A 13498-nucleotide genomic window follows, 5' to 3' on the forward strand; every position below is an offset into this window, starting at 1 on the left:
TTTTTGAAAGGACTGAGGCAAAAAATTAGAACTTACTCAGTATGTTGAACCGCGTGGAGAGGCGCTACATTAAGCGGGTGGTCTATTACAAGCCGTAGTTTTACGAAAACCCTTCGCCAATACTTAACCTATCTCTACCTGTTAGATTAGCAGAGCCAGCGCTGAACAAACTGATCGGTGACCAGAGGTCGGTCAAAGTAGTAACCTTGCCCTTGGTTGCAGCCAAGTGAAAGCAAGGCGGCGATTTGATCTTTGCTTTCAATACCTTCGGCAATGGTTTCAAGCCCTAGCGTGTTCGCCATGGCGATAATCGTCGCCACGATCACACGGTCATTGTCGCTAGTGAGCATATCGCGGACGAACGAGATATCGATTTTTATTTTATCGGCGGCAAAGCGCTTCAGGTAGGCAAGCGATGAGTAGCCGGTGCCAAAATCATCGATAGATAGCCCCAGCCCCTTGCCCTTCAACACTTCGGTCATGGCGATCGCTTTTTCAGGATTTTCCATGATGCCGCTTTCGGTAATTTCCAAGCTAAGTTGCGAGGGCTCGATGCTGAAACTAGCACAGCTATCGAGCAGGTTGGCGACCAAGTTTTCTTCCTCGAACTGCTGGGCGGCAATATTGATCGCTAGCTGCCCCGGCATTGAATAGCCCTGAGCCCGCCACTCAGCCAGCTGTCGGCAAGCTTCTTCAATCACCCAATAACCAAGCGCTACAATCATCCCACGCTCTTCGGCAATGGGAATGAATTTACCCGGAGATACGTCGCCAAGCTCTTCATCATGCCACCGGCACAGTGCTTCGGCGCCAATTAATTGGCCACTGTTTAAATCCACCTGAGGCTGAAAGTGCAAGCTTAACTGTTTTTCTGCAATAGCGGACGCTAAGCGCTTGGCGATATTCAACTGCTCAGAGATGACGCGCCCCATCCAGGGTTCAAATACACAGGTGGAAAGTTTTTGCCGCTTGGCTTGATACATGGCGATGTCAGCATGCTTCAACAGCTCCAAGGGCGTTGCCGCATGCTGGGGACAAAGCGAAATACCGATGCCCATTGAGAGTTCAAAGGAGTGCTCCTCAACCAGCATCGGGTATGCCATGCTATCGCACAACCGTTGAGCGGCAGCTAACGCGCCAATCGCTCCGACTCCAGGGCAAACGACGACAAACTCATCGCCCCCTAATCGGGCCAAAAACTCATCCTTCGTTAGCGACGCTGCAAAGTTGCTAGCAACGCCCTTCAGAACTAAATCGCCCAGATCATGCCCTGCGGTATCGTTGATCTCTTTAAAATGGTTCAGATCAAGCAGCAATAGCGCCAACTCAGGGGTCTTCGTATCGGCGAAGACTCGCTCTAAGTGGCGCATAAAAGCGGCCCGATTAGGCAATTGAGTGCCAGGATCACAAAAGGCCAATTGCCGTATACGCACTTCGTCTCGCTGACGCTCAAGCTCTGAAGCTGCACGCGCCGCAAATATCTGCAGCACATTACGCACGATATCCACTTCATCTAGCGGCTTTTTAAACATGACGCCCATAAGGCCCATCGGCTGACCGTGACTGTTATCAAGCCGACGTCCTACATAGCCATTTACCCAACTTAGGGCCCCGTTGCTCTCCTTAGGCAGCATGATGGCGGCACCCTCATGAACGATACACTCCTGCTCAACCATCACCTTATGGCAGGGAACCCCAGGCAGATAATAGGCAAAATTATCCTGCAGTTGACCATTTACATATAGCGTTAAGGTATGCGAAAAATCTGAATTCTGCTCGTCCAACAACGCAATAAAGCCCACTTCGGCAGACAGCGCCTCCGCCATATGGGCGGTTAGTTGATGCAGAAACGCCCCACCACTTGTTGCTGAGACCGCAGTCGCCACGCTAACAACCGCTTGCTGAAAGCGTTGCTGTTCATTAATGGTATTAACCAGTGTTTCATTCTGCCGACCAATACGCTGCAGCGCCCGCTTCTTATACTGTAGCCGCTCTTGGGTGTGGCTTTCCGATAACTGACGTGCCAGTTCAGCCCCTGCTAGCGCGGAAGCAATACGTAATACGTAATCGGCATATATAGGTAGTACCAAAGGAGAGGAGTGCATCAGCGCAATAACGCCTAAAAAGCTGCCATCAGGCGCTGTGATAGCGATGCCCCAATACCCTTCAACGTTGAGTAAATTTAGCCGCTTATCATTCGGGAAGTGCTGGCAAACCCGAGAGGAAATAAAATATGTTGATAGATCAGCTACTTGTTGGCATAGCGTGGCTTCCAAAGCATAAGGAGCCCCCTCACTGAACGCTTCATGTGACCACATGGCCAGCGTGGTCGCCATTTCACGGTGGCTATCGATATGCTCTACAACGGCATGATCCACCTTGAGAATACCCGCTAAGGACCTCACAAGGTGGTGAAAAAAGCCCTCTTCGCTGACGTAAGATAGCTTATCCGCTAACTGTCGAAAAATTTCTGGTGCCGAGGTAAGAGACATGGTATTAAACGCCTTCGGATTAGTCGTGCCAAAATCAAGCTACTTGCCAGCTCTTTCTGAACAGCATTATTAAAAACATCACTTATACCCGTCATATAAAATATTCCAGCATCTACTCAGGCTTCAAAAACTTTAATTAAAAAATCAAGCCACTGACACCCATTCACTTTAAAAACCTTCCAGCTAGAAGCTCAACACTACTAAAAATTAACTCATACTTTATTATTAAATATTGACATATAACTCTCTTTTCCTTTGCAGCATTAACCTACCCGTTTCAAACTTCCAGGCTTTACCCTGAGCATTTAGGCTTTTTCTTTTTTAAACACTCAATTAACCTTACCTCCACCAACCACTAATACTTCAAACAGCAACCATACGAAACAAAAAGTTACCCTTATCATCCAAACCAACCTTAGAAGTTGATATTCAACCCAAACAGCCCTTCATGTCAATAGGTCGTTCCTCAACTATTTAGGTCTAATGGAGGATGTTGTGAATAAAACAGAACAGGATCGGCTCGCAGGCAGTATTGGCAGAGCCATTGCCAAACAAAGGGTTCGCAGTCAAATGACCCAGGAAGAAGTCGCTGAGCGCTTAGGCGTTGGCAATGAAGCCGTTTCTCGCATTGAGCGCGGGCGGGTGATACCCAATATTGTGCGTCTAATAGAACTTGCGGAGGTTTTTAATTGCGAAGCTGCAGAATTACTCGGCCAAGCAAGCTTTCATATTGATGATCAGTCAAGCAGAATGAAACAGCTTCTGGCACCTTTAAACCAAAATGATCGACAACTAGTGATCGATTTAGTGGAGAATTTAACGACGCGCTTGCAGCAAAGGTAACTATATAAGATGACAAGCACATGTTCTTGTCATCTTAATACAAAGCAATCGTGGCAATCGCCACATAGCCCCATAGACAACTAGTATTCTCTATTATTTCAATAATATTTTATAATAGATTGACTACACTTTATGGTATTTAACACAGCACAATTGACTTCACACATTAATCTTATAAAACCAGAATTAAGAATCTCTAATGCACTAGTGCACCCTATTGGTCGCACAACCATTTTTATGCTATAGAAAAGCCTGAGATAAATAGTCAGGTTTTGCTACTCAGCCATCGCAGCGTTGCGCTGCAAAGAGGCGCTATGTTCAACACGACTGCTTGGAATCGCCTGCGCTATACCGCTTTCGCCCCTTTTTATGACGTGGTTGCTGCTCGTGCTTTCCGCAGGCCAAGGCGTATTGCGCTAGGCCAGGTCGATTGGGAGCCAGGTATGCGGGTGTTATTGGTCGGCGCCGGTACAGGGCTAGACCTACCTTTTCTGCCTCATGACATTGAATTACATGCCACCGACTTAGCCCCAGCGATGGTTAAGCGCACGGCTAAACGGGCTGAAACGCTACGCCGCGATGTGGAGTGTCGGGTGATGGATGCCGAGGCGCTCAACTACCCCGACGAGCACTTTGACGCCGTCATCATGCATCTGGTTATTGCGGTCATGCCTAACCCACAGCGAGGGCTTGCAGAGGCACACCGTGTGCTGAAATCAGGCGGCCAGCTGTGTGTGATGGATAAGTTCCAGCCGGATGAACAGCCTGTTGGGGCGGGCCGACGCCTGTTGAACCATTTGACATCAGCACTTGCCACCGATATTACCCGCCAAGCCCAACCACTGCTTGCGGAGGCTGGCTTCACGACTCGCCACGATGAACCCGTGCTGATGAATGGCCTGTTCCGTGCGCTGTTAGCTACCAAACCAGCGCTTTCTAACCGTTAAGCATGTGACCTTTCACCGCTGCCTGCACGCTGGTGATTGCCGAGGGGATTGGCTACTCTGGCAAGCTTCTTCGCCGATCATGCTCGGATTCTTGTCATGCCACCGCCCTCTTCCGCTCGTACCCAAAGGCTTCTGTTTGCCCTGCTTAGTCGCCTGCACTTATATATTGGTCTTTTTATTGGACCTTTTATTCTTATTGCAGCGCTATCAGGCATTGCTTACCTGCTTAGCCCGCCTCTTGAAGCGTGGCTCTATCACGACACGCTCTACGGGGAAACTCAGGGTGACCCACAGCCGCTGTCCGCTCAGATTGCCGCTGCTCAGGACTTCTCAGGTGATGCTACGCTCCCAAGCGCCGTTCGCCCGGCTCCTGAGCTCGGCGACACCACGCGCCTCATGTTTAACGCAACGAACCTTGGCCCTTCGGAACATAGAGCGGTGTTTATTGATCCTATTTCGCTCACCGTGACAGGCGATACAACGGTTTACGGCACTAGTGGGATTTTACCGCTACGCACAGCGATTGATCATTTTCACCGTCAGCTGCTGATGGGTAATGTAGGCCGCCTTTACAGCGAATTAGCCGCGTCGTGGCTTTGGCTTGCTGCCTTGGGTGGCGTCATATTGTGGATGTGGCAGCGCCCTGCGCTGAAAAGGGTTTCTGGAGCCCCTACAACCCGGCGACGTCACGCCACGCTGGGATTGGTACTCTCCATCGGACTGCTGTTCTTCTCGGTGACGGGGCTTACTTGGTCGCAATGGGCGGGGGGCAATATCGCGGAGCTGCGCAATGCCTGGGGTTGGAACACGCCTAGCGCCTCAACAGCACTGATCGATACTGATAGCCAAATCACTGACGAGCATGCCGAACATCACGGTCACGCATCTCCCGTTTCAGCCAGCACACCACTAATGCCAGAAGATTTTGATCGTGCGCTCATGGCGGCACGTGCGGCAGGGCTAACGGCAGATCGCATTCAACTCTCTCCACCAACCAGTGAAAACCAGGCTTGGCGGGTAGCAGAAATTGATCGGCGTTGGCCCACCCAGGTGGACCAGGTCGCGCTGCATCCGCACAGCATGGCGGTGACCGATCAAACCGACTTTGCCACGTTCCCTTTGGCCGCCAAGCTCACCCGCTGGGGGATTGACCTGCATATGGGGGTTCTCTTTGGCTTGGTCAATCAAGTAGTGCTGGCATTGATCGCTGCCGGGCTTGTGACGCTAATGGGCTGGGGGTACGCCATGGCATGGCGGCGGCTGCGCACGGCGAGTGGTCAGCGTTTGCCCACGGTTTCAGAGCCATGGTTACTGCTCCCGATCAAAGCCAAGCTCAGCGTGCTGTTAGTTGCTATCGCGCTAGGTCTGGCGCTACCCGTTTTAGGCGTTAGCCTTGCGATGTTCATCGTGATCGATGCGTTACGCTGGTATGTAAAAAAGCGTTACACTGCCCGCCACCTAAATGCCCACTCTTCAAATACATCAAGGTGATCGATGCCAAAAGCACCCGTTAAACGCTTTCGTCGCTTACCCGATGACGAGCAGTCACGCGTTATCGAGATGGCCTGGGAAGACCGAACGCCGTTTGAAGCGATTGAAACGCTGTTTGGTTTAGCCGAACCGGATGTCATAGAGGTAATGCGCCACCAGCTCAAACCCGCCTCGTTTCGCCTATGGCGTAAACGCGTCACCGGCCGTGCCACCAAGCACCAAGCTCTGCGTTCGCCCGATGTACTTCGCGGCTACTGCCCGACGCAATATAAGCGCTGATGATTGGAAAAAGAAATGCTTCCGAAAGCGTCCTCTCCAATACGCGCTGGTTGACAGTATTTAACAGACCCTAAAGAAGGGGCTGTTTCATCAATGACGGGTAGTTTTGCCTTACCTAGAGCCCATTTTTAATCGCTCACACTTCCCCAATACCCGCCCTGTTTAAGCAATCCTTTCAAATGGTGAGTAAAAAGTTGGGCTTCGGTAGAGCACGGTTCTTTTCTACTTAACAGGCCAATGCCCATTCCGGGCACATCTTCTGCTAGTTCACGTCGCGATAAGTGGTCGCCATCCAGCGACCAGGGACGAAACACTAGATTGGATAAAATCGTCACGCCGATACCCATGCCGACTAAACTGCGCACTGCTTCAATAGAGCGGCTGCACGTAATCACTTGTGGCCTACGCGGCTGCCTTTTCCAGTAGCGCTCCCAGGTGGCTATATGCTCATCCATCTCTAGCAGAATAAAGGGGTATTCACACACGTCATTTAACTTAACGTGAGCTCGGCGTAGCAAGGGATGACCTGTGGGTGCCCATAGCCGCCGTGGGGAGTCAAACAGCCGTTCACAGTGAAAGTCTTCCGCAGGGGACACGTTATCGATGACTAACAACCCAAGGTCAATGTCGCCAGCCCGCAGTTGCTGTTGAATATCTTCGATACTGGCTTCAGAAATAGTTAGCTGAACACCGCTTAATATATTTAGTTGCCCTTGAAGTAAGCGGGGCAGCATGTAGGCCGAGATAGTTTCGGTTACCCCGAGGCGCAAGGTGCCACAGGGCTCATCTGGCAATGACCGAACGCTTTCTCTAGCCTGCTGCGCTTCGTGAAGTAGGCGAACAGCATATTGCTGCAGAGACTGCCCTGCTGCAGTGGGCAACAACCCTTTGGAATGTCGTGTGAATAACAGGCAACCCAAATCGTTCTCCAGCGCTTTAAGCGAGGCTGACATTGAGGGCTGGGAGATATGGCAACGTTGCGCCGCCATAGAAAGCGTGCCGGTCTCTATGATGGCCAGGAAGTGGCGTAATTGCTGCAGCGTCATAGATAAAACCTATATCAATCGACTTGAAATACATATTAGCTTGATGCGTTTGTGGAGCGATAGGATGAATTAAATGTTTCGAGCACTTACCTATGGCATCTACAACACTTACAACGACTCCCGCCGCCGCCCTTCCCGGCTTTTGTACGCTGTGCCGCTCTCGCTGCGGTACGCTCAATCATGTTCAAAATGGCAAGCTGGTGGCGGTTGAGGCATTGGCAGGCCACCCCACTGGCCGCGGTACCTGCGCAAAGGGACGTGCGGCGCCGGAGCTGGTTAATCACCCTGAACGTATTTTATATCCCCTTAAGCGCACCCGCCCAAAAAATGGTGGGGACCCCGGCTGGAAGCGTATCAGTTGGGAGGAGGCGCTAACTGAGATTGCCGACCGCTTGAACGAGATCCACGCTCGTGGAGCTGAGCGAGTTGCCTTCGCTGTTACTACCCCTAGTGGCACGCCACTTTCTGACAGCATCGATTGGGTGGAGCGCTTTATCCGTAGCTTTGGCAGCCCCAATACCATCTATGGCACAGAAATTTGTAATTGGCATAAAGATGTTGCTCATACCTTCACTTTTGGCTGCGGCACTCCCAACGCGGACTACGCCAATGCGCGACTTAACGTGCTGTGGGGGCACAATCCTTCCCATGTGTGGCTTTCCCAAGCTGGTGAGTTAGGGGTGGGCCAACAGGCGGGGGCCCGGCTACTAGTGATTGATCCTCGTGAAACATCGCATGCACGACAGGCCGATTTGTGGCTTGCTCCACATCCGGGTACTGATGGCGCTCTGGCGCTATCAATTGCCCATCAGTTGATTCTTACGGGCCGTTTTGATGTTGATTTTATTCGCCTTTGGAGCAATGCCTGTTTGCTGGTGGACGTAGCCACGGGACGCTATGTACGTGACCCCCTCAATCCAGAACGCTTTATGGCATGGCATTCCGAACAAGGAGCGCCTATTGGTTTGGATAACCGCTTTAAGACTTCTGAGTCGTTAGCTGCCCAACTTGCCCTGGAGGGAGAGTATGAACTTCACCCGGAGAGTATGGAGGTAATCCGCTGCCGCCCTGCTTGGAGCTATTACCGCCAGGCCTGCGCCGAATGGCCTTTGGAGCGTGCCGAGCAGGTAACAGGTGTTAAAGCTGAACAGATTTTACGCGCGGTGACACTGATAGGTGAGGCTGGTGATGCCGTTAGCTATCACGGTTGGACCGGCATTGGCCAGCACACCAACGCGACGCAAACTGAGCGTGCTATTGCGACGCTTTATGCCTTAACGGGTAGTTTCGACCGCCCTGGCGGTAATCGCCGCTGGAGCACACCGCCGAGCAACTCCGTTAACGGCTTAGAATTAATGCCAGAGGGACAGCGGGAAAAAGCACTGGGGCTTGGTAAACGCCCCCTTGGCCCGGCAGCCAGTGGTTGGGTAACGGCGGAGGATGTTTATGCGGCGATTGAAAGCGGCGTTCCCTACCCCATTGAGGCGTTATTCTGCTTTGGCGGCAATATGCTGGTTTCACAGCCTGAGGCCGAGCGCGGTGAGCGTGCTCTTGCCGCTCTCAACTTTCATGTGCATTGCGATCTTTTCCATACGCCTACTAATGCCTTTGCCGATATTCTGCTGCCGGTGAATACCCCGTGGGAACGGGAGGGCTTGCGCATCGGTTTTGAGATTAACGCTGAAGCAGCACGCCATGTGCAGTTACGCCCTGCCATGGTGTCGCCACGTGGTGAGTCCCGTGCTGATTACCAAATCGCGTTGGATCTTGGTTGCCGCTTGGGCATGGCAGAGGCGTTCTTCCACGGTGATATTGAGCAAGGTTGGAACCATATGCTTGCCCCAATGGGGCTTGATGTAGCGACACTACGCCGCCGTCCTGAAGGTATTCGTTTACCGCTGGAGCAGCTAACTGAGCGCCATACATTGCTGGACGCAAAGGGTCATTGTCAGGGTTTTTCAACGTTAAGCCGCCGGGTAGAACTCTACTCCCAAACCTTGGCAGAGAATGGCTACCCGGCGGTGCCCTCGTATGTGCCACCACAACCAGCCACTTCCGCCGAATGGCCATTGACGTTAATCACGGTGAAAAATGGCTATTACTGCCACTCCCAACAACGCCAGTTGGCCTCTTTGCGCCGCCGGGCGCCCGAACCGAGTGTGTCTATCTCACCGGCACTTGCCAAGGCTAAAGGGCTAGTGGAAGGCGCTTGGGCAGAGATCCTTGGTGAGCAGGGTAGTGCACAGCTGTGCGTTAAGCTCGATGAGAACCTAAGCAATAATTTGGTGGTAGCCGAATATGGTTGGTGGCAGGCCTGTCACGACCTCGGTCGTTCTGGTTATGCGCTGCATGGTCTTGGCTCTGCCAATATTAATGCCGCACTTTCTGCTCGCCGACGCGACCCGCTGAGCGGCGCGTTGCCGCTGCGTAGTGCTGCCTGCGACCTGCGTCCTGCGGAAATACCGGGTACTCGTTGGAGCGGCTTTCGCCCTATGCGCATCAGCGCGAAGATTCAAGAGAGCGAGGATGTGACCTCGCTGTGGCTAACCCCATCCAGCGATTTTCCATTGCCTTCTTACCTACCCGGCCAGCACGCTACTTTCCGCTTTTCTATTGATGGGGCCTGGATAGAACGCACCTATTCGCTTTCCGGCGCGGCTCCAGCTCAGTCAACGTCCGGGATGAGTTATCGCATCAGCGTGCGCCGCTCCCACTCGTTGATAGAGAGTCCAAGTGTATCGCAGCACATTCATGACCAGTTGCAGGCTGGCATGGAGATTGGCATGAAGATGCCTGGCGGCAACTTCACTCTGCCACTTCGTCATCGGCATCCGTTAGTACTTATCGCTGGTGGCATTGGTATTACGCCTTTTCTATCGCTGCTGGAAACCCTGGATTCCCAAGGTGCTGGCACGATGCCATCAGTCACGCTGCTGTACGCCAACCGTAGCGGCCAGAGCCATGCGTTTCGTGAGCGCCTCAAAGAACTCTGCCAGCGCTTGCCCCGCCTCCAGGTGTTGGATGTTTACAGTGAACCTAGCCCCAGTGATATCGCTGATGGTGCTTTCGATCATGCCGGCATTGTGGATGAGCAATTGCTCTTCTCACACGTGGGGCACGATGCCCGCGTCTACCTTTGTGGCCCCACCGTCATGATGGATGCCCTACGTGGCCTACTGGTAGCCCAGGGCATATTACCTTTTGAGATTTTTCACGAGGCGTTTTCCGCCCCCTCACGCCCCGTCTTAGACGCTATGCAGCCGCGCCGCATTCATTTAGCACGTTCACAACGCGAATTTGTTTGGCAGCCTCAGCACGGCAGCTTGCTTGAAAGCGCAGAGAAACAGGGTATTCAACTGCCTAGCGGTTGCCGTGTCGGCCAGTGTGAAAGCTGTTCACTCACTCTTATGGAGGGGGACGTTCATGTCTTGGTAGATACCCCAGCGGAGGAAGGGCGCTGCCTGACGTGCCAATCGGTTCCTTTGACCGACCTTAGTTTGGATGCTTGACCTGCTTTTCACATAAACCCGGGAGAAACGAAATAATGATAAAACATTTCACCAATGGCTGTGTGCGGCTGTTCGACCGTTACCTGCCCGACCCTTTTGTGCTTGTTGTGCTCATTACCTTGGTAGTGTTCTGTGCGGGCATACTATTTGAGGGCCAAAGCCCAGTAGCGATGCTTGATCATTGGCGCGGAGGATTTTGGTCACTACACACCTTTGCCATGCAGATGGCGCTCATCTTACTTACTGGCTTTATTGTTGCTAAGGCGCCGCTGTTTACCCGCCTGGTAGAGCGCATCGCGAGCGTTGCGCGTACGCCCGAGCGTGCTATCGTGCTAGTGACACTAACCTCTCTCATCGTAACCTGGGTTAACTGGGGCATTGGCTTGGTTATTGGAGCCATTCTCGCCCGTGAACTGGCACGCAGAGTTCCCCTGGTGGATTACCGGTTGCTGATAGCCAGCGCTTATTCCGGCTTTCTTGTTTGGCATGGTGGGTTATCCGGCGCGGTCCCACTGACACTGGCTACCCCCGGTCACTTTCTGGAAAGCAGCATTGGCCTTATTCCTACCAGCCAGACGCTTCTCAGCAGTTTTAACTTATTCATCTTAGCGGCGCTTTTGGTTGCTCTGCCGCTAACCAATCGGCTGATGATGCGCAACATCGACCAGCCAGTAACATTGCAGGAAGTCGTGGAAGTACATCCTGAGGTTTTGCCTGCGAAGAGTGACGATGATGATATGCGCCCCGCTCAGCGATTGGAGCGTTCGGTGTGGTTAGCACGACTGATTGGGGCAATGGGGTTAGCCGCGATGGCGGTTTACGCATTGGCTAATGGCGGTGGACTTACGCTAGACGTGGTGATCTTCGCACTACTGTTCATCGGCATTCTATTGCACGGTACTTTGCGTCGTTATCTCGATTGTGTGCAGGAAGGTATTTCGGGCGCTAGTGGAGTGCTGATCCAGTTTCCTTTCTATGCTGGCATTATGGGCATGATGAGCGCTTCAGGCTTAACCTCCTCCATGGCTCAGCTCTTCATTGAGCATGCCACACCAGCTACTTTACCTGCGCTTAGTTTCATTTCTGCAGGGATTATCAATATTTTCGTACCTTCAGGCGGCGGCCAATGGGCAGTACAGGGACCCATCCTGATGGAGGCAGCACAAGCTTTGAACGCAGATATTGCCAAGGTTGCCATGGCATTTGCGTGGGGAGATAGCTGGACCAATATGCTTCAACCTTTCTGGGCACTACCTGCATTAGCGATTGCTGGGCTCAAAGCTCGCGATATTATGGGGTTCTGTGCGGTGATCTTGTTAGTCTCCGGCATCATCATCGGCGGCACTTTGCTCATTCTTCCTTGAGATACGCCCAGAATGATTGAGTAGAGTGTATAAGTAACCTATTTAGTAGGAGCAATGCTCGATCACTCATGAGAAGAGGCTCATCAATACTTTGGGCCTCTTCTCATTGATTATGTGTGTTAAATACTCATTTACTAAGCAACGTCAATCATACTTCATTATTTCCAAAACAAGCCTTTATCTAAACGTCTCTTTATTGTTATATTATTACATAGCATAAACCCGTTTAGAGGTGACCTAGCAATGACCGCATTTACTCCCCTTCCCGTGACGGTGCTCTCGGGTTTTCTTGGTGCCGGAAAAACAACCGTACTCAATCATATTCTGGCCAATCGCGAGGGGCGTCGGGTGGCGGTGATCGTTAACGACATGAGTGAGGTCAACATTGATGGTGCACTGGTGCGCGGTGGCCCTGGCGAATCGACGCTGGATGGCGACGTGGCACTTAACCGTTCAGAAGAGCGCTTGGTAGAGATGAGTAACGGCTGCATCTGCTGCACTCTACGCGAAGACTTGCTGGAAGAAGTTAGCCAACTGGCCCGAGAAGGAAAATTCGATTACCTAGTGATTGAGTCCACCGGGATTTCCGAGCCGCTGCCTGTCGCGGAAACCTTCACCTTTGAGGACGAAAGCGGCCAGAGCCTTTCCCACGTCGCCCGATTAGATACGCTGGTGACGGTAGTCGATGGCGCCAATTTTCTTGACCAGTATCGCGAAGCGCAAAGCCTCGCCGAAGCCGGTGAAAGCTTAGGTGAAGACGACGAGCGCAACGTTGCCGACCTGCTGGTCGATCAAATCGAGTTTTGCGATGTGCTGCTCATCAGTAAGACAGACCTCATCAGCGAAAAAGAGCTGGAGGCCTTGAAGGCGATTTTACGCTCGCTGAACCCTGATGCAGAACTAGTGCCGATTACCCAAGGCGGCGTACCGCTCGATAAAGTACTCGATACCGGCAAGTTCAATTTCGAGCGCGCCCAGCTCGCTCCAGGCTGGCTAAAAGAGATGCGCGGCGAGCATGTACCTGAGACCGAAGAGTACGGCATTGGCAGCTTCGCTTACCACGCCCGTCGGCCCTTCCATCCGCAGAAATTCCACGATTTACTCAACCAGGAGTGGTTCGGCAAAGGCCTGTTACGTTCCAAAGGTTTCTTCTGGCTTGCCACCCGCCCTCAGGCCGCTGGTCAGTGGAGCCAGGCAGGCGGTATCGCTCACCACGGCCCGGCAGGTGTGTTCTGGAAAGCGATCCCCGAAGAGCGTTGGCCAACGGATCCAGAAACGCGACAGTTTATTATGGAGAAGTGGCAGGAACCGTTTGGCGATATGCGCCAGGAGCTGGTGTTTATCGGTCAGAACCTGGATCAAGCCAAAATGCGTGAAGCGCTGGACGACTGCCTGCTAAGCGAAGCGGAACTGCTGGAAGGTATGAAAGCATGGAAGAAATTACCTGATCCGTTCCCCTCCTGGGAGTAGGTGATAACAGCACGACTCAAGTACCACAAGAGAGGCCGAAGCCTCTCTTTTTTTATT

At 52.4% G+C, this 13498-nt stretch carries 9 protein-coding genes; 7 read left to right on the plus strand and 2 right to left on the minus strand.

Features of this window, described 5'->3' with window-relative positions:
• Window positions 1–146: 146 nt before the first annotated feature.
• Complete coding sequence (locus tag CXF87_RS16235) at window positions 147–2492, minus strand: putative bifunctional diguanylate cyclase/phosphodiesterase (protein ID WP_101147343.1); 2346 nt, start codon at window positions 2490–2492, stop codon at window positions 147–149.
• A 495-nt stretch (window positions 2493–2987) separates the two neighbouring features.
• Between CXF87_RS16235 and CXF87_RS16240 the strand changes: the two genes are divergently transcribed.
• The 4 genes from CXF87_RS16240 (at window position 2988) to CXF87_RS16255 (ending at window position 6052) form a co-directional block, all read left to right on the plus strand.
• The gene (locus CXF87_RS16240) at window positions 2988–3335 is read left to right on the plus strand and encodes a helix-turn-helix domain-containing protein (RefSeq protein ID WP_232774945.1); all 348 of its coding nucleotides are present in this window, start codon (window positions 2988–2990) and stop codon (window positions 3333–3335) included.
• Between the two features lie 314 nt (window positions 3336–3649).
• A complete protein-coding gene (locus CXF87_RS16245) occupies window positions 3650–4282 on the plus strand; it encodes a class I SAM-dependent methyltransferase (RefSeq protein ID WP_101147345.1) in 633 nt (210 codons plus the stop codon).
• Window positions 4283–4378: 96 nt separating this feature from the next.
• Window positions 4379–5773 (plus strand): PepSY-associated TM helix domain-containing protein, encoded by a 1395-nt coding sequence (locus CXF87_RS16250; protein WP_101147346.1) that lies wholly within the window; start codon window positions 4379–4381, stop codon window positions 5771–5773.
• A 3-nt stretch (window positions 5774–5776) separates the two neighbouring features.
• Window positions 5777–6052: a TIGR03643 family protein gene (locus CXF87_RS16255; protein ID WP_101147347.1), complete on the plus strand. Its 276-nt coding sequence runs from the start codon at window positions 5777–5779 to the stop codon at window positions 6050–6052.
• Window positions 6053–6180: 128 nt separating this feature from the next.
• On the opposite strand, the gene CXF87_RS16260 is transcribed toward CXF87_RS16255, so the two are convergent.
• Entirely contained in the window at window positions 6181–7098 is a 918-nt protein-coding gene (locus CXF87_RS16260; RefSeq protein WP_101147348.1) for a LysR family transcriptional regulator, read from the minus strand.
• A gap of 92 nt (window positions 7099–7190) precedes the next feature.
• Here CXF87_RS16260 and CXF87_RS16265 point away from each other — a divergent pair, with 92 nt between their 5' ends.
• The 3 genes from CXF87_RS16265 (at window position 7191) to zigA (ending at window position 13441) form a co-directional block, all read left to right on the plus strand.
• Complete coding sequence (locus CXF87_RS16265) at window positions 7191–10607, plus strand: molybdopterin-dependent oxidoreductase (protein WP_101147349.1); 3417 nt, start codon at window positions 7191–7193, stop codon at window positions 10605–10607.
• 35 nt (window positions 10608–10642) lie between these two features.
• Complete coding sequence (locus CXF87_RS16270) at window positions 10643–11971, plus strand: short-chain fatty acid transporter (protein ID WP_101147350.1); 1329 nt, start codon at window positions 10643–10645, stop codon at window positions 11969–11971.
• 243 nt (window positions 11972–12214) lie between these two features.
• Window positions 12215–13441, plus strand: a complete 1227-nt coding sequence (zigA, locus tag CXF87_RS16275) for a zinc metallochaperone GTPase ZigA (protein WP_101147351.1) — start codon at window positions 12215–12217, stop codon at window positions 13439–13441.
• The last annotated feature ends 57 nt before the right edge of the window (window positions 13442–13498 follow it).

The organism is Halomonas sp. MES3-P3E, from assembly GCF_002836035.1.
GTDB classification, from domain to species: domain Bacteria; phylum Pseudomonadota; class Gammaproteobacteria; order Pseudomonadales; family Halomonadaceae; genus Vreelandella; species Vreelandella arctica.